At 43.7% G+C, this 15,941-nt stretch carries 15 protein-coding genes; 8 read left to right on the plus strand and 7 right to left on the minus strand.

All coding sequences use genetic code 11. The features are described from left to right. Positions 1-84 precede the first annotated feature (84 nt). Entirely contained in the window at positions 85-774 is a 690-nt protein-coding gene (locus tag BGP75_RS24485) for a response regulator transcription factor (RefSeq protein WP_076721531.1), read from the minus strand. Positions 775-1,204: 430 nt separating this feature from the next. Between BGP75_RS24485 and BGP75_RS24490 the strand changes: the two genes are divergently transcribed. From BGP75_RS24490 to BGP75_RS24500, 3 genes are all read left to right on the plus strand, one after another. Beyond that, the gene (locus BGP75_RS24490; RefSeq protein WP_076721532.1) at positions 1,205-1,567 is read left to right on the plus strand and encodes a type III secretion system chaperone; all 363 of its coding nucleotides are present in this window, start codon (positions 1,205-1,207) and stop codon (positions 1,565-1,567) included. 79 nt (positions 1,568-1,646) lie between these two features. Next, a complete protein-coding gene (locus BGP75_RS24495; RefSeq protein ID WP_143821176.1) occupies positions 1,647-2,645 on the plus strand; it encodes a hypothetical protein in 999 nt (332 codons plus the stop codon). A 77-nt stretch (positions 2,646-2,722) separates the two neighbouring features. Continuing rightward, positions 2,723-3,658 carry a sigma 54-interacting transcriptional regulator gene (locus tag BGP75_RS24500; RefSeq protein ID WP_076721534.1) on the plus strand — a complete coding sequence of 312 codons (936 nt, stop codon included), beginning with the start codon at positions 2,723-2,725 and terminating at the stop codon, positions 3,656-3,658. A gap of 114 nt (positions 3,659-3,772) precedes the next feature. On the opposite strand, the gene BGP75_RS24505 is transcribed toward BGP75_RS24500, so the two are convergent. Then, positions 3,773-4,141 (minus strand): hypothetical protein, encoded by a 369-nt coding sequence (locus BGP75_RS24505; RefSeq protein ID WP_076721535.1) that lies wholly within the window; start codon positions 4,139-4,141, stop codon positions 3,773-3,775. A gap of 545 nt (positions 4,142-4,686) precedes the next feature. Between BGP75_RS24505 and BGP75_RS24510 the strand changes: the two genes are divergently transcribed. Both BGP75_RS24510 and BGP75_RS26900 read left to right on the plus strand, forming a co-directional pair. Further along, a complete protein-coding gene (locus BGP75_RS24510) occupies positions 4,687-5,112 on the plus strand; it encodes a type III secretion system chaperone (RefSeq protein ID WP_076721536.1) in 426 nt (141 codons plus the stop codon). Positions 5,113-5,154: 42 nt separating this feature from the next. Beyond that, positions 5,155-5,397, plus strand: a complete 243-nt coding sequence (locus BGP75_RS26900) for a hypothetical protein (RefSeq protein WP_143821177.1) — start codon at positions 5,155-5,157, stop codon at positions 5,395-5,397. Between the two features lie 73 nt (positions 5,398-5,470). Here the strand turns inward: BGP75_RS26900 and BGP75_RS24515 are convergent, their stop codons facing one another. From BGP75_RS24515 to BGP75_RS24525, 3 genes are read right to left on the minus strand one after another with little or no spacing between them, the layout of a single operon-like run. After that, the gene (locus BGP75_RS24515; RefSeq protein WP_076721833.1) at positions 5,471-8,650 is read right to left on the minus strand and encodes an efflux RND transporter permease subunit; all 3,180 of its coding nucleotides are present in this window, start codon (positions 8,648-8,650) and stop codon (positions 5,471-5,473) included. Positions 8,651-8,653: 3 nt separating this feature from the next. Beyond that, complete coding sequence (locus BGP75_RS24520; protein ID WP_076721537.1) at positions 8,654-9,763, minus strand: efflux RND transporter periplasmic adaptor subunit; 1,110 nt, start codon at positions 9,761-9,763, stop codon at positions 8,654-8,656. 38 nt (positions 9,764-9,801) lie between these two features. Continuing rightward, entirely contained in the window at positions 9,802-10,464 is a 663-nt protein-coding gene (locus tag BGP75_RS24525) for a TetR/AcrR family transcriptional regulator (protein WP_076721538.1), read from the minus strand. 365 nt (positions 10,465-10,829) lie between these two features. Here BGP75_RS24525 and BGP75_RS24530 point away from each other — a divergent pair, with 365 nt between their 5' ends. Both BGP75_RS24530 and BGP75_RS24535 read left to right on the plus strand, forming a co-directional pair. After that, complete coding sequence (locus tag BGP75_RS24530; RefSeq protein WP_076721539.1) at positions 10,830-11,819, plus strand: glycosyl transferase family protein; 990 nt, start codon at positions 10,830-10,832, stop codon at positions 11,817-11,819. Positions 11,820-12,012: 193 nt separating this feature from the next. Next, the gene (locus BGP75_RS24535; RefSeq protein ID WP_076721540.1) at positions 12,013-12,687 is read left to right on the plus strand and encodes a TIGR01621 family pseudouridine synthase; all 675 of its coding nucleotides are present in this window, start codon (positions 12,013-12,015) and stop codon (positions 12,685-12,687) included. Positions 12,688-12,775: 88 nt separating this feature from the next. On the opposite strand, the gene BGP75_RS26905 is transcribed toward BGP75_RS24535, so the two are convergent. Then, positions 12,776-13,045 (minus strand): hypothetical protein, encoded by a 270-nt coding sequence (locus BGP75_RS26905; RefSeq protein ID WP_143821178.1) that lies wholly within the window; start codon positions 13,043-13,045, stop codon positions 12,776-12,778. 148 nt (positions 13,046-13,193) lie between these two features. Here BGP75_RS26905 and BGP75_RS24545 point away from each other — a divergent pair, with 148 nt between their 5' ends. After that, positions 13,194-13,961 carry an ABC transporter substrate-binding protein gene (locus BGP75_RS24545; protein WP_076721542.1) on the plus strand — a complete coding sequence of 256 codons (768 nt, stop codon included), beginning with the start codon at positions 13,194-13,196 and terminating at the stop codon, positions 13,959-13,961. 120 nt (positions 13,962-14,081) lie between these two features. On the opposite strand, the gene BGP75_RS24550 is transcribed toward BGP75_RS24545, so the two are convergent. Further along, positions 14,082-15,485, minus strand: a complete 1,404-nt coding sequence (locus BGP75_RS24550; protein ID WP_076721543.1) for a TIGR03013 family XrtA/PEP-CTERM system glycosyltransferase — start codon at positions 15,483-15,485, stop codon at positions 14,082-14,084. Positions 15,486-15,941: the final 456 nt, after the last annotated feature.

Here is a 15,941-nt window from a genome sequence, read left to right on the forward strand (position 1 = left end):
GCCCCTTATCGGCCGTTCTTGAGCGATCACACAACTATGAGCATTTATCCATTAAAAATATATGGATATTTGGTAACTCTTTCGTCAGGAATTGTCAGGAAGGAAAAGGTAACCGTTACAACGAACTGTTTTTATGTACTTATATGGAGGCCGTGTATCTTCCAGTTTACGTCTTAGCACTGATATCCGCATGTCCAGAGAGCGGTCTGTGCCGTTATACTCCCGTTGGCGAATAGCGCTAAAAAGTTCATCACGACTCAATACCTGTCCTGGTCTGCTCATCAAATGAAAGAGCAGCTCAAACTCACTACTGCTGAGAGGAACCTGCTTTCCGGCTAATGTGAGTTCTCGTTTTTGAGTATATAAGTGTAACTCTCCTATCGTTATGACAATCGGTGAATCGTTATTCCGTGGTCGTTCGTAGCGACGTAATTGTGCATTAATATGAGCTAGCAACAGGTGAGGTCTGACGGGTTTTGTCAGAAAGCTGTCAGCACCATAGTTTAAAGCGGTGACTTCCGTTAACTCCTCGTCCTGAGCAGTTAATATGAGAATGGGTCCTTGAAAATGAGGGCGCACTTTTTTACAGAGAGTTAAGCCGTCAGTATCAGGTAGTGTCAAGTCGAGAATTAGCAGGTCTGGAGAAAAGGTATCAAGTGTATTGTCTAATAACAGGCCTTTATCTATGTGAGCCACGTCAAAGTTCTCGCTACGCAGGTATTCAACAATCATAGCTCCCAGCGAGAGATCATCTTCCACTAGCAATATCTTCACACATGCTCCTCATAAGGCAGCCTGCCCGGAAAAAACAATTGGACAAAGGTAGACATATCTAGCACCAATAGTTCCATGAAATTATAGAATTATAGCCAGTGTTGCAATAGAAATTAAAGCGACTGTTTGAAAAGTAACCAAAGACGGCAGGGAGCTATTTCGGTTTGATGATCTTTGGATATTCTATGTCAGCTGATTTATAGCTGCTATTTGGCATCGATTTTTACATTTTCAGATTAGGGAACTTCTTACCTTGATCGGCCACTTAAAGAGGAGGAATTAGAAAAAACATCCCTGTAAGCTCGTTCCTGATATGACTTCTTAACGACAATATATGACTTCTTACAAAGAAGGTTGGCTACTGAGTCGGAGAAAAATAATGGGTTATAAAAGGGATAGTAAATGGATTGGTCAAAAATAAAGAGAGCATATGGGTATTGAGTTGGTGCTGGATGAGTTAGCTTATTTGTGGGGGATTCCTTTGTCATTGGAGAAAGGAGCGATCCAGATTATCGGTAAAGATGGAAGTGAGTGGTTTCTAGAGTGCCCGGATGACTCCGGATTGTTAACCATACACACCAGTTTAGGACTACGACCTGAGACAGTGAAAGAGTATCAGTATTGGCTCAGTCTAAATACCAACCGATCAAAACTAAGTTTCTCCTGGGTAGGGTTACAGAAAGGTATTGTTTGTCTGGGTGTGTCCCTGCCTTCTGAATTTTTAGATGCAACACTGCTAAGCAATTTGTTTGATAACCTGTACGAACTTAGAGAGAATCTTATACAGCATTGATGTATTGATAAGTTATTAAAAAATCAAGAAATAAGGTGACGGAAATTAAACATAAACGGTAAAAATATGGGGTCATACTTTGAGTAATTTATCTTCAATAAACTTTAACCATATTAATACTAATCGTCAAAATACTCAGTCGCTTTCTCATTTGAATTTTTTATCATCCCGGCCCCGTGCCCCGATATTTTATCAAAAAACGGCGAGTAATTTTTTTAATCCAACAACGTTTTCCTTTAAAGACTGTATAAAACAAGTAAAAAATAAAGTCAGCTCTTTAGTATCGAAAAAATCACTCATAACGCATCACCCTGGAGATCAAAAAAAAACAATGCCAGGGAAGTCAGTCGGCTTAATTTCACCTTCACCTCGAGTACTTCACTCCTCTTTAGTCAAGGCATCAATACAGAAGCCAGTGGGTCAATCTGTATCGCGGGATGCTGTGATTTTTAACAAGTACGGTACCAATAATTCTAGTCTTAACAGGCTCGGTCGAGTAAAAGCTAAAGAAGGGGAGTGTCGGAATAAATTGACTGGATTTATGACGAGACTTGAAGAAGCAAAAAGTACTGTCCGTGAAGCAAGATCAAAGGCCTCTGTTGCAAAATTGTCCGGAGATAATTATCAAAAATATGTTCTGGCTAACAGAGCACTGCAAAAATCCATATCTGAGTTGAAGAGGATAAATACAGATATGGTTAAAGCTCATATAGATATACGGAATGCCAGTAATCAACACCAAACCCCTTTGTTAAAAAAATATGCAGACATTTCAAATGAAGTGATGGCAATGGTTAGTGAGGATATATCCTATCTTAGTAAAGAATCTGACTCCATAGTTAAATCAATGCGTGATACGCGTAACAAAATTGCGTTGAATGATCTGATTAAAAGAGGAGAAAATGGAAATGAGGTCGACAGGCTGTTGGCTAATGTGGCGGAAGAAAGTCTGATTGATAGTCGAGTGGAAGACGCAGGTAAATCCAGCTATGAAAGTTTGGAGAGCAGGATGCGTAGCCTCACGGACAAGCCTAAAGAATCTGAACTGTGGAGAAGGCTTCGGGAGTTGAGGAGTTAATAATTTTATCCAAGGGAAAATAAATAGTAACCATAGGATCTGTCAAAAAGTAATGCAAACTGATAGGGGCCTCCCAAATGACTAATATCGCTATAAGGACTTTTCCTATGCGTAATGAGGATCTTCGAAGGGATTCGTCGTTGCGGAAGTTGGTGGAGACTATCTCTCCTCTTCCTGTCGATCTGGTTATCCAAGGGGAAACGGGTTGTGGTAAAGACACCCTGGCAAAAACGATTCACCGGCTTTCGAAAAGAAAAGGCTCATTTATTGCTGTCAACTGTGCAGCAGTGCCAGAAACGCTGGCTGAAAGTGAGCTGTTTGGTGTCTCGGTCGGCGCTTATACTGGAGCCCATACGTCACGGGCGGGCTATATAGAGGTAGCCAATGAAGGAACGCTTTATCTGGATGAAATAGATAGTATGCCCCTGTCTTTACAAGCGAAACTCTTACGAGTGGTGGAGACAAGGAGTGTTGAGCGTTTAGGCAGTACCGACTCCAGGCAACTGGATGTTCGTATTATTATTTCAACCAAGGATCCACTTGAAAAGCTGGTTAAAGCAGGTCGCTTTCGGGAGGATCTGCACTTTCGTTTTAGTACGGTAACGATAAATCTTCTTGCCCTGCGACTGCGCCGAGAAGTAATTATTCACATGTTCAGCGAGTTTGTTTCAGCGGCTGCGAAACGATTGAATGTAAGAAGACCAATCTGTTCAACTGAGATATATCAGAAGCTGTTATCACACCACTGGCCGGGAAACATTCGAGAGCTGAAAGCCGCTGCTGACCGGTACGTTTTGGGTGTTTGCCCTTTGGGTCATACAATTAAACCTCGCGTTCATGGTCGATCACTAAGGCATAATCTTCATGAAATAGAGCGGCTATTAATTGAAGAATCTCTTCATCGTAATAAAGGTTGTATTGAGAGAACAACCAGTGAATTAGATGTACCTAAAAGAACATTATATCACCGTATGAAACAATTAGGTGTAACGCCAAGGAAGGTTACTGGCTAACAACTTTATTAGTCGTACAAACTAAAATACTCTAAGCATTGATGTTCAACTACTTCTAGTATATCGAGTGTTAACTTTAATTAGATGATAGCTTTGATTAGACGATAGATTTATTTAGATAATGAGTGGTAATAATTTTTTCTTGGTTTCTAGCATATCATCAAAAATATTCTGAAGTTGATCTGTATTACTGATTTTTCTAGGTAATGATGTTCCTAAGTAAATTATATCTTCATACAAACCAATCCATGAACAATTAAGTAATGATCTGTTCATGTTTAATACAAGTATACTTTCCAAATTTACTGTTTTGTCTTGGTCTTTTATTAATGTTGTGTGAATAGTAAATATCTTGCTGCTACCTGAACAACTAAAGACCCAATCAGAACCGTTGATATCTGTTATTTTTACTGTTCCCTGATTGATTGGTAATAATATTCCCCATTGTTGACACAACTCCAAAAGTGCAGTATTTGCATCCATATAAACTTCCTAATAGTTGATGTTTAAAATTTTAATTATTGAATTCGGTGTAAATTAAAAATTATTCTCCTGCCTCAATTTGTTTGTGTTTTTTATGAATTCCAAGAGAAACAGTTTTTAGAATCTACTGGGTACCTGCTTATTATCGATGTTGTCTTTAGGTTGTTAAAATCTTTGATTTTTTTGTGGTTTGGTAATGAAATAGGTTCCATGATTTGTTTTTATGCTTTATTTTAGAGTCGAATATTTATAAATTAAGGTTACTGATTGTAATTAAATTGTTCCCTATTCTTTTATTTATCCTCTTGATTTTTGATCCTATAGGGTAGTTGGTGAATGATCAATATGGGAACTTAAGTTTACCGATTACCACAAAGTTATTATCAGTGTTTGAGGACGCTTAGCTCTATAGACTGTCAGCTTTACTGACTGTAGCCATAAATGTAACCGTAGCAGGAAGGATAGTCATAATTAAAATCAGCTATTTGGATAAAAATTGAAGCTGTTGGGGCGTTGAGATGATGTGACTATCCAGGAGAATAATTGTGAGCGTTAATATAAAGAAACAGGAGCTTCTTTCCAAATTATCTGAGTTTTTGAGAACCCCGCTCAAGTGGGAAGGCAATGTATGTTCTCTTCAGGAAAGCAGTGGTGAAGAGCTGGTTGTTATAGAAATACCGGATGCAGGTGATAACATAATTCTTCATTGTCTGATTGATAATATGGCAAATAAAAACGATTCCTTAAGCCTGAGCAGAATTTTAAATCTGAATTATGACTTGGAATTGATGAAAGGATGTTGGTTGGCAGCAAATGAAACTGAACTGAGGCTGTTTTTCCTGGAGGAGCTAGAGCTTACAAATTTTGAAAGATTCAATAATATGGTGATGAATTTTGTCAGTATTTCCAAGAGTGTCAGAAGTAAACTGAGAAGCTTTGATATTGTTAATATAAACCGATTCGTTTACTAAGGAGTTTATGAGCAAGCGTCTTAAACCCTCAGGAGTTTGTTGATGAGTATACAGAGCATTCCTTTCACGCTAACCCATCCATCAAGCCGATTGTTGGTTAGCGTTGACTGCCAGATTACCAGATTGCTTGTACAATCTGCGAGGTCAGGTCGGATGTTTTCTCACTCTGGATATTCGTTATCGGCACCTGGTTCGACCATTAATATAGACAATCAGATAACTCAGAAAATCACGGCTTTGGGGCTTGATCCTCAGGAAGATTATCCAAACTCGATAGCCATATAAACTCATATACTGAGGGCTGCTGACCTGTGCGAGAGTATAAGTGGTTGAGTCCGCTACAGGTTTTCTGACTCCGCTACAGGTTCTCTGATGGCGAGGTCAGGTTTGGTACCGGTTTTGAGTCAGAATTTGTTTTTTTCGCTCCAAATAAACGTTCTCCAAGTACCAGCATGCAAGGTGTCAGCAGTAGTGTCAGCAAAGTTGCAAAGCTAAGGCCTCCTGCGATAGCGCTTGCCAGTTGCGTCCACCACTGAGTCGAAGGGGCTCCTAAATCAATCTGCCTGTTAATCAGGTCTATGTTTAAAGCAAAGACCATCGGTACCAGGCCCAGTACGGTAGTAATTGCAGTTAGCAGCACAGGACGTAACCTTAGAGCCCCCGTCCTTAGCGCCGCTTCCATTACCTCATCGCCATCATTACGGAATCGATTGTAAGTATCAATCAGGACGATATTATTGTTCACAACAATGCCAGCCAGGGCAATGATTCCAATACCGACCATTACTATGCCGAAGGGTTGCCCGGTAATCATTAGGCCAATTAGTACGCCCGCTGTGGAGAACAAAATAGCGCTGAGTATCAGTAAACTTTGATAAATGCTGTTGAATTGCGTTACCAGAATCAACAGCATGACAAATAGTGCAATGGTAAAGGCCGTGATCAGGAACTGTCCGGTTTCCTTCTGATCAGCATCTTCGCCTTTAAAATTCAACTTAATTCCTTCGGGGATGGTCATTGCTTTGAGTGCTGTTTGTAGTTCAAGAAGTTTGTCGTTGACTAAAAGGCCTTCCTCGACATCCGATTGGATGGTAATGACTCTGCGACCGTCTACCCGATTTAAAGATCCGGTTTTAGGGGCAGGGACCAATTCCATGAAGTTGCTTATAGCGACCATTCCTTTATTCGTCTTAACCCGCAGTTGATCTAACTGATCAAGTTTACGTTCGTTGATCGGGAAGCGTACTCTGATATCGACTTCATCATCGGTGTAATCAGGTCGGTATTCTGTAACTTTGATACCGGCTGTTAGCATTTGTACTGCGTTACCCAGCAAGGCTATGTCAGCTCCGTACCGGGCAGCTTCTTCACGATTAACCTCTAGTCGCCATTCTATTCCGGGTAACGAGCGGTTGTCTTCCGAGTCTGCGAAACCTTTTAATTCCACCATCAGGTCGCGGATTTCCTGGGCGAGTTGATTGATTTGGTCACCGTCACGGCCACTAATCTGCAGTTGTATTGGTTTTCCACCGGAGGGGCCTGAGTCCTCTTTTCTGAACTCCAGATAAACTCCGGGAATTCCGTTTGTCAGTACTCGCATTTCATTGAGAATATCTTTGGCCCGGCGACGTTCATGCCAGTCTATGAATTGGAACTGGATCACGCCGATCACATCTTCGGCAGTATTGTTGCTGGCCTGGCTAAAGGAACGTGCGTAAGTAGCCCTGAGCTCGTCCATTCCCGCAATACGATTCTCGACCTGTTGCAGCAAGCGATCCTTCTCGTGAATTGATAGATCTCCTCTGGCGTGAACGTGAATCTGTGCTGTTTCGGGTTCGACATCAGGAAAGAATTCTACGCCATGACCAAAAAGACTGTAGGCATAATAGGTGCCTGCAATAATAGCAAGGGTGAATAATAACGTCTTAGCCGGGTGCCTGATTAAGCGTTCCAGGAGCCAAAGATAGGCCAAACTGCCGCGTCCGGTTTTTTTGATTGGCAGGGAGTCGTTCTCAGGGGAGGAATCAGTCAACACCGGATCATTGATTGGGGCAAGGGTGCCTAAGTTACGTTTGCGGTTAAGCAGGCGTCCAACTACGGGTAAAAAAATTAAAGCCATACTTAGCGACGCTAAAAGGCAAATGGTAACGGTTATCGGTAGGAACTTCATAAATTCACCAACAACCCCCGGCCAGAATACCAACGGCATAAAAACAGCCAGCGTGGTTGCGGTAGAGGCTATTACCGGCCACGCCATGCGTTGGGCTGCATGGCTGAATGCTTCTTTTGCCGGAAGCCCTTCGTTTAGGCGCCGATCAGCCAGCTCGACAACGACGATAGCACCGTCCACGAGCATACCGACGACGAGTATCAGGCTGAATAGAACGACAACATTCAGGGTCATGCCGAGCGCATAAATACATAGTAAGCCGGTCAGAAAGGAGCCGGGAATAGCCAGCCCAACCAACAATGAAGAGCGAAATCCCAGTGCCGCGATTATAATGACCATGACCAGTACTATGGCGCTCAGTATATTGTTGAGCAGGTCCTTGAGCATGTTGCGAATCTGTTCAGACTTGTCAAGAATGTAAGTAAACCGTAACTCCTTTGGCAGTTGTTGCTTGGCTGCTGAGACAATCGTGCGAACCTGTTCAATGGTGTCGATTATATTGGCACCAGTGCGTTTGGAGATTTCAAGGGCGATGGCGGGCTGGCCATCCACGCGAGCAAAGCCTTCCGGATCCTTAAAAGTGCTTCTTAATGTGGCGACATCAGCGAAGGTAATAACGGTACTGCCGTGAATCTTAACCGGGAGATTGAGCATATCATCCAGCTCTTCAATAACACCGGGGACCTTCAGGACTAATCGTCCTGAGCCGGTATCCATTGCTCCCGCTGCTACCAGTTGATTATTACGACCGACGATGTCAAAAATAGTCTGGTAGTCGATGTTATAACTTTCCAAAACCAGTGGATCAACCAATACTTCCAGTACCTCTTCCCGATCACCGCCTATGTCTACCTTCAGGACGTTAGGCAGTGCTTCAATCTCATCTTCGAGATTCCGGGCTATCTGAACTAACTGCCGTTCTCCCACGGGGCCGGAAAGACTTAACGTCATAACAGGGAAAAGGCCTACATTGACTTCGTGGACGCTGGGTTCATCGGTGCTCTCAGGTAACTCAGACTTGGCAATATCCACTTTTTCACGAACGTCCAGTAGAGCTTGTTTGGCATCGAAACCGGCATCAAACTCAAGCGTGACGGAAGCATGGCCTTCGTTTGCCACAGAGCGCATCTCTTTGATGCCTTCAATGTTACGTAACTCTTTCTCCATTGGACGGACCAACAGGCGTTCGGCGTCCTCGGGAGCAATGCCTTCATGACTGATGGAGACATAAATAATGGGTATGGCTATATCCGGGTCTGATTCCTTCGGTATCGTAATAAATGCGAAGATGCCAGCAACTAATAAAAAGAAGAGAACCAGCAGTACAGTGCGACTGCGGTCCAGAGCCGCGTCAATTAAAGTGCCCATCATCTAGCCTTGTTGGTGATTGCTGGTATTGTTCGCGGATTGAATCGGATCAATTGAATCCGTTATCTGTACCGTTTCCCCCTGCTGATAAAAGCCTTGTCCCAGAGTAATAATGGTTACTTCCTCCGGTAGACCGGAAACCCATACGCCGTCATCCTCTGAACGAATGATCTTAACCGGTAATATTGATACTTTTTGATCCGTATTCAGAATCTTAACAACCAATTCTCCAGAGCTGTTGAGGTTCAGCAATGACGCTGATATGTGGTGCCCCCGGACTCTTTCAACGGGTACAACCAAACTGACGCTGAGGCCTATCCAGCGCTCGTTAAGGGGTTTAGGTGTTTCAACTTCAATACGATAGCTTCTGGTTTCAGTTTCAGCAGTGGTTGAAATATATGTCAGTGTTCCGGTCACTTCTCTGCCGGTGATGAGTCGGCCATTAACTTGCTGTCCCAATACCAACTTGGACAGACTGCGCTGAGGGATCTGAGCGGTCAGTAGTACTTTACTATCATCGACGACGGTAGCGACTTGATCTGCTCGATCAACAAAATCCCCGAGTTCCAATGGGCGTTGATCTAATACGCCATCAAATGGAGCGAGTATTTGGGTGTTCTTCAGTTCCACGCGAATTTGTTCAAGTTCTGCTTCGGCCGCAGCGACCAGTGCTTTTTCCTGGATAATATGAGTTTTAGCTTTAAGTCCTTTTGACTGCAGGGACAGGCTGGCGGCTAAATCGCTTTTGCGTTGTAGCAGTAAAGCTTTTGCCTGAGCTAATCGTGCATTTCGATCATCAACAGACAGTTGAACCAATAGTTGCCCCGCCTTTACACGTTCGCCCCGTTGAGTGGGTAGTTTAACCACTCGGCCCGAGGTTTCCGCTCTTAGGGCTGCTGTACGGTATGGGTCCACTTGGCCCTGGAGTGTTAATTGACGAGCGATTTCTGTAGCAGTCAATGTTTCAACCTGAACCCGTACTTTGTTTTCTTCAGCTTTGGTCGCTTGAGATTCTCCTTCTCCAGCACTTAGGCTGGTTCTGAAGCTTCCGGTTAGCATCCAGAGTGCTGCTACAGAAAAAATAGCCAAAGCCAGGAGGCTTGAACGTTTCATCTCAAAATCCTATCTTCATCCACTCGTAACGACGAGGGTTAGTTGTGATTTACCGGTGCTAGCGGTTTAGTGCAGCCAGTGATCCCTGCGATCATGTAGTCACAAGTCCAGTTGATCATCTGCTGGGTATCCATTGGTTGATCTGACCAACAATAATTGGCGCTATTCCAGATCAACATCATTGTTCCCCGGAAGGTTGCTTCCAGGCCAAACATCAGCTCTTCGAGTGGGCGCTGGGGAAACTCTTTTGCTTCCATGCCTCGTTTCATCAGTTCAGACATGGTTTCTATGAATTCCTTTTCAGAGTTGATGTACCGGGCCTTTGTCTCTTCCTTTAAGCGCTCTTTAAAATCCTGTCGTTCACAATAGAAGCTGACCCTGGCTGGTGCCGGGTGAGTGAGATAATGATTAAACGAAATCATTATAATTTCTCTAAGCGTTGCTGTTGGACTGAGGTTGTTGTCCAACTGACGAATCTTTTCCTGGAGCTGTTGATAAAAATCCAGGCAGAGTCTTGCATAGAGCTCTTCTTTGCTGGAAAAGTGCTTGTAAAGAGTGCCCTTGGCAATATCGGCTTCTCGGGCTATTTGCTCAACAGTAACCAGTTCCCAGCAGTCGGTGGAAAAAAGACGTGTACTGGCTGTGAGAATTTCCTGCTCGCGGCGTATGAAATCTCTCTCTCTTCGACTTATCGCATTCATAATTAAATTTTGTACGTTTGTGACTGGTGGTCATAGTATGACTGCCGGTCATGCCATGCAATAGATAAATGTCATTTATTTACCATTTGGTTGATATTTTTCAGCGCTATGAGAAATGGAGAGGGATAGTTTGGTTAATTGGATATAAGAATGGATGACTTATATCATTGCCTGCTGTGGTCTGGCTGTTGAGTAGAAAATGGTGAGAAAAACAACCGTAATTTAGCTATACGAGGCTGCTTGGCAGCGTATAGAATGCACTACGAACCTGAAAAAAATATAGAGTGTTTTCTGTAGCCTATAGCGAATCAAAGGGACAGAAACGTTAAAGGTTCTCGATTCCATGCAGCGGAGGAAGCTAAAGCATGTCTGATAATGAGCATCCATTTGCCCAATATGTTCGTATCCTTGGCAAAGGAAAAAATGGTTCTAGATCGCTGACGACGGTTGAGTCCAAAGAAGCGATGACCATGATTCTTGAAGGGCAGGTAAGGCCGGAGCAGCTGGGTGCATTTTTAATGCTTTTGCGGGTGAAAGAAGAAAGCCCTGAAGAGCTGTGTGGTTTTGTGCAGGCTGTACGTGAGCAAATGACTGTACCAGATGATCTGCGGGTTGAGTTGGATTGGTCAACTTATGCAGGTAAAAGAAATCGACTGCCATGGTTCTTTCTCAGTGCTTTGGCTTTGGCCAGTGATGGGGTAAGCATATTAATGCACGGCGCCCGTGGTCATACAACAGGTCGAGTTTATATCGAGGACCTTTTGCATTTGTTCGGTTTAAAGGCCGCGAAGAACTGGTTAGACGCTGAATTGGAGCTAAAGCACTGTAATTTGGCGTATGTTTCCATTGATATGCTAAATCCTGAGTTGTCTGAGATTATTAATTTGCGGCCAATTCTGGGATTAAGATCTCCGGTTCATACGCTGTGTCGTTTGCTTAACCCTTTAGATGCACCATATCGGATTGATGGTGTTTTTCATCCGGCTTACGCGCCAATGCACCAGAAAACTGCCAAGTTACTTGGTCAAAATAATAGTGTGACAGTGAAGGGCGACGGCGGTGAAGCGGAAATAAAACCTGACAGCGACTGCTCGCTGCAATGGGTCCGCAATGGGGAGTACGTTGATGATATATGGCCTCGGCGTTTTCAGCAAAGGCTGGTTAAGGATAAGCAGATAGACACCCGTGACTTGCTTCGGCTGTGGCGTGGAGAAATTGACCATGAGTATGGCACCGGGGCCTTGTTGGAAACTTTAGCGGTGAGTTTGAAATTAATAGGCCGTGTAGAGCAGTCTGATGCAGCGAATAAAATGGCACTTGATATATGGGAAGCCAGAGATAAAACGCTCTATTAAATCAGGATGTTGCTTTTCACAGAAAAAGTTTAAGGTCATATCCAATCGCTATTGATATCAGAAGATATGACCTTTACCTATCCTAAATCACAATTGTCCTGGTTTGTTTGATCATTGCTGGATTAGCGAGCGGGTGTTGCTGATGACAAAACCATTTCCTTGCATTTATCCTCCAATGTAAAAGTAGCCTCGTATGTATCGAATAGTCTCTGAAAATGAGCGTTTTGTATTAATAGACAAAAGCCCGGATGTCGGATTTCACACTGAAAGTGGTTTGTTAGGCGTTGCTGAGCAACTGAAATCCGATTTGGAATTGAATTCGCTTTATCCTGTTCATCGATTGGACAAGATGACATCTGGGTTGTTGGTTTTTGCGAAAGATCTTGAAGCTGCACGGCGTTTGAATGAGCTGTTTCGTGAGCGCCAGGTGGATAAGTTTTATCTGGCCTTGAGTGATCGAAAGCCCAAGAAGAAGCAAGGGCTTATAAAAGGGCAAATGACTAAGGGGCGCAGAGGGAGCTGGAAGTTGGTCAATGGCGCTCATAATCCGGCGCGGACTCAGTTCGTATGCTGTTCAGTCAGCCCTGGCCTGCGATTGTTTTTACTCAAGCCTTTAACTGGAAAAACACACCAGTTAAGAGTTGCAATGAAAAGCCTGGGGGCTCCCATAGTAGGAGATAAGCGTTATGGGGGAGGGGGTGATGAGATAGATAGGGGCTATCTTCATGCCTATGCAATAGGGTTTAAGTGGGACGCTGAGGAGTTTCGCTTTATCTGCCCGCCTGAAGAAGGGAGGCTTTTTCTGAATAAGGCATTTGATCAAGCCTTGCTCGCATATCAGGATCCCTGGTCGTTGAGCTGGCCATAGTCGTATAGGGAAAAGCCTCAGCAAGGTAGTTCCCTGGAAAGAATATGATTGGAAAGAAAGTGGTTGAAAATAGTACAGTAAGAGTTTTTCAGCTGGATTCATCCAGAATGGTGAATGATAAAAATGTAGTAAACAAGCCGAGAGTAACGATAAATGAGGGCAGGGGGAAACTCACCATTAAGAAACCAGCGGCGATCCAGATGTTTCTGACAATTTTCTTCTTTTCTCGATAGCGTTTACTTAGGGTTCTATGACCAGATCTTGTAGGTTGTTCTTGCGGATACCGCTGCGTCGCTTCTTGCTGATAAAAGAGCTGCGGAAAATAGAGCGAAAAAACAAACCTGATTTCAGAGATCATATTGGATGAACCTTCTGTGTACTCAAGTATTACTATAGCTGATTGAGTATATGCTGCTTGACAGCCCTGTTGAGTTTTTATGCTGGCCAGTCTGGTGTATTGGATTACAGACTGAAGCTTTAGAAATCTATTTAGTCAGGTCAGAGTTATGCACTCCGTAGCATATAAGCTTTTATTATCCATATTTGTATTCTTCGTCTGTGCCCGTGCTGCTGCTGAAGAAGATGGCAGACTTCGGTGGCTTAGTGAGCACTATGCGCCCTATAACTATGTTGATGATAAGGGGCAGCCACAGGGTATAACGGTCGATGTACTAAAAGCTCTATGGAACAAGCTGGAGGTGCCTGAGAGACTGCGAAAAATTGAGTTCATGCCTTGGGCAAGAGGGTATGCAGTGGTTCAGCGGGCTCCTGACACTGTTCTCTTTTCGACTACATATACACCCGCGAGAGAGAAAATTTTTAATTTTGTCGGCCCGGTAGTTGAAAACAAGATAGTGATACTGTCCAGAAAACAGGATCGGTTACAGATAGCTTCTGATCCGGATTTGAAGGGGTTGATAATTGGTGTCGTTCGAGAAGATATTGGCGAGCAAATAATTATTGAGAAAGGGGTTGATCGATCATCAATCGTGGCCAGTAATTTGGCCTCAAATCTAGTGCAGTTGCTCAACCGTAAAAGGGTTGATGCGATTGCATACAGTTATGATGTTGCTGTCTGGAATATGCTGAAACTGGGGATTGATCCTCGTGAATTTGAAATATCATACCTGTTGCTGGGAGGGGAGATGGGGTTTGCTTTCCATAAAAATACCAACCCCATCTTATTGCAGCGTTTCCAGAAAGCACTTGATGATTTGAAAATAGACGGCACGGTTGAGCAGATTCGTCGTACCTATCTGGAATCTTCTCGCTGATATCACCCGCGCCACTGCTATATTGAGCCACTGCTGTCATTGAATAGTTAAGTGGGCTGCGGTTTGTTCTGGCTGTCCCTGAATATACTGACTATCCCTGAATATACGCAGCACAGCAGCCTATCTTGCTCCTTTTCCAAAGAAAACGACTTCGCAAGTCTGGATAAGGATGATGGTATCCAGTAGCAGGGTGTAGTTCTTGATGTAGTAAAGGTCATACTGCAATTTCTCAAGAGCATCTTCTTCACTGCTACCATAGGAATAACATATCTGTGCCCAGCCGGTTAAGCCGGGCTTAACTTGATGTCGATCACCGTAATATGGGATGGATTTTGACAGGCCTTCGACAAATTCAGGGCGTTCTGGTCTGGGGCCGATAAAACTCATGTCCCCTCGCAGGATGTTGAATAATTGGGGGAGTTCATCAATTCTGTATTTGCGGATAAAAGCACCCACAGCCGTAACCCTGTTGTCGTTTTGCATTGCCCAAACAACACCGCTTTTCTCCGCATCCTCACGCATGCTTCTAAATTTGTATATCTTGAATGGTTCGCTGTCTCTCCCTACCCGTATCTGGTGGTAGAGCACCGACGAATTCGGTCCGCCCTCCAGCTTAATCAGTAAGGCTGTGATCAGCATCACCGGCCAGGTTACGAACAGGAAGGCGAGGGCAACCAGCATATCAAACAAGCGCTTTACACCGCGGGACAGGTACCCTGTTTTACGATATCCGTCACCGTAAATGACCCAGCTCGGATACATCATCTTAAGAGGGATTTTGCCGGATTCCCGCTCAACAAAGGTTGCCAGCTCTATAATATTAACTCCGGCAAGGCGGCAGCGGTAAAGCGCATCCATTGGCAGACGGCCTCTGCGTTGGTCGGCAGCAACGACTATTTCATCAATCTGATAGCGACTTGTATATTCGTCAAGCTTATCCAGATCGACGGACACTAAATGCCTGTCGGCGATAGTGGTGGTGTTATCGTCCATGCCGACGTAACCCATAATGCGAAAACCACGGCGATCACAATCGCGTCTCATCTTATTGTGGATAATGCTGGCGCTCTCTCCTGCTCCCAGTACCAGGATGCGTTTTTTTAGCAGGCTTGTCTGGTCTATTCTAATGAAGAGATACCGAAGTCCACAGACTATAAAGAAAGACAATAACAGCGCCAAGCCTATGGCTTTGGGTTCGATATTCAAATAAGGGACAAAGTAGAACAGTAGTGCCTGAGCGATCGTTGCTAAGACAAAACTGAAGAAAATTCGGGCTAAAAGTTCAGTTGGTTCGCCTCGCAGGCGGGCATGGTAAAGCCCCATTGCGGCCATGCAGACGAAAACAACCATAACGAAAGTAAGGCATTCGAGGCATAAGAAATGATCAAAGAATCCGGCACTGTAGCTGCTGTTTGAATAGATGATGCCAACAAAAAGGCAGGACATCATTGCCAGGGTTTCTATAAGTGCCAGAACAACATAGGGCTTACGCACAGAGAGTCGGTTAAAGCGTACTGTCGACATTATTGTAGAACCTAATCCTTATTTCATCTATTGAAACGTTAAACAACCGTTTTCAACCGAACATTATACGCCGACTGACTGGATAATTTGACATTTTATGCAGTGAGAGCATGAGCACAATAGCATTAGTTGAAATTATTTTCATGGCACATACTAACGGCTGCAATTGGATTTGCTTAAGTTACAATTTAGGATAGTTTATCTTGTTTTTCTGGCAAAGGGGGGAGTATTCCATTTTTTTGAAAATCAATCCCTTGATAGCGGATCTGTTGCTCTGATGATCTATTGCTTACTATTGTAAATATGGTTGGAGTTGTAAATCGAGCTGGACCCCGTAACCATAGTCCTGCAGTTTATCACCGCGGGTTTGCTGTAGATTCAATGAACGGTTTTCAAACAATGTTATGATAGTTTTTGGTTGAGTAGCCCATTGGATCATGATGCGGCTTCAGGGAG

The organism is Motiliproteus sp. MSK22-1, assembly GCF_001968815.1.
Classification (GTDB): domain Bacteria; phylum Pseudomonadota; class Gammaproteobacteria; order Pseudomonadales; family Balneatricaceae; genus Motiliproteus.

Bases quoted from the DNA above. Each gene is read 5' to 3' on its own strand.
- BGP75_RS24490 (WP_076721532.1), top strand. From the start codon at position 1,205: ATGGGTATTGAGTTGGTGCTGGATGAGTTAGCTTATTTGTGGGGGATT.
- BGP75_RS24500 (WP_076721534.1), top strand. From the start codon at position 2,723: ATGACTAATATCGCTATAAGGACTTTTCCTATGCGTAATGAGGATCTT.
- BGP75_RS24505 (WP_076721535.1), bottom strand. From the start codon at position 4,141: ATGGATGCAAATACTGCACTTTTGGAGTTGTGTCAACAATGGGGAATA.
- BGP75_RS26900 (WP_143821177.1), top strand. From the start codon at position 5,155: ATGAGTATACAGAGCATTCCTTTCACGCTAACCCATCCATCAAGCCGA.
- BGP75_RS24515 (WP_076721833.1), bottom strand. From the start codon at position 8,650: ATGGGCACTTTAATTGACGCGGCTCTGGACCGCAGTCGCACTGTACTG.
- BGP75_RS24520 (WP_076721537.1), bottom strand. From the start codon at position 9,763: ATGAAACGTTCAAGCCTCCTGGCTTTGGCTATTTTTTCTGTAGCAGCA.
- BGP75_RS24525 (WP_076721538.1), bottom strand. From the start codon at position 10,464: ATGAATGCGATAAGTCGAAGAGAGAGAGATTTCATACGCCGCGAGCAG.
- BGP75_RS24530 (WP_076721539.1), top strand. From the start codon at position 10,830: ATGTCTGATAATGAGCATCCATTTGCCCAATATGTTCGTATCCTTGGC.
- BGP75_RS24535 (WP_076721540.1), top strand. From the start codon at position 12,013: ATGTATCGAATAGTCTCTGAAAATGAGCGTTTTGTATTAATAGACAAA.
- BGP75_RS26905 (WP_143821178.1), bottom strand. From the start codon at position 13,045: ATGATCTCTGAAATCAGGTTTGTTTTTTCGCTCTATTTTCCGCAGCTC.
- BGP75_RS24545 (WP_076721542.1), top strand. From the start codon at position 13,194: ATGCACTCCGTAGCATATAAGCTTTTATTATCCATATTTGTATTCTTC.
- BGP75_RS24550 (WP_076721543.1), bottom strand. From the start codon at position 15,485: ATGTCGACAGTACGCTTTAACCGACTCTCTGTGCGTAAGCCCTATGTT.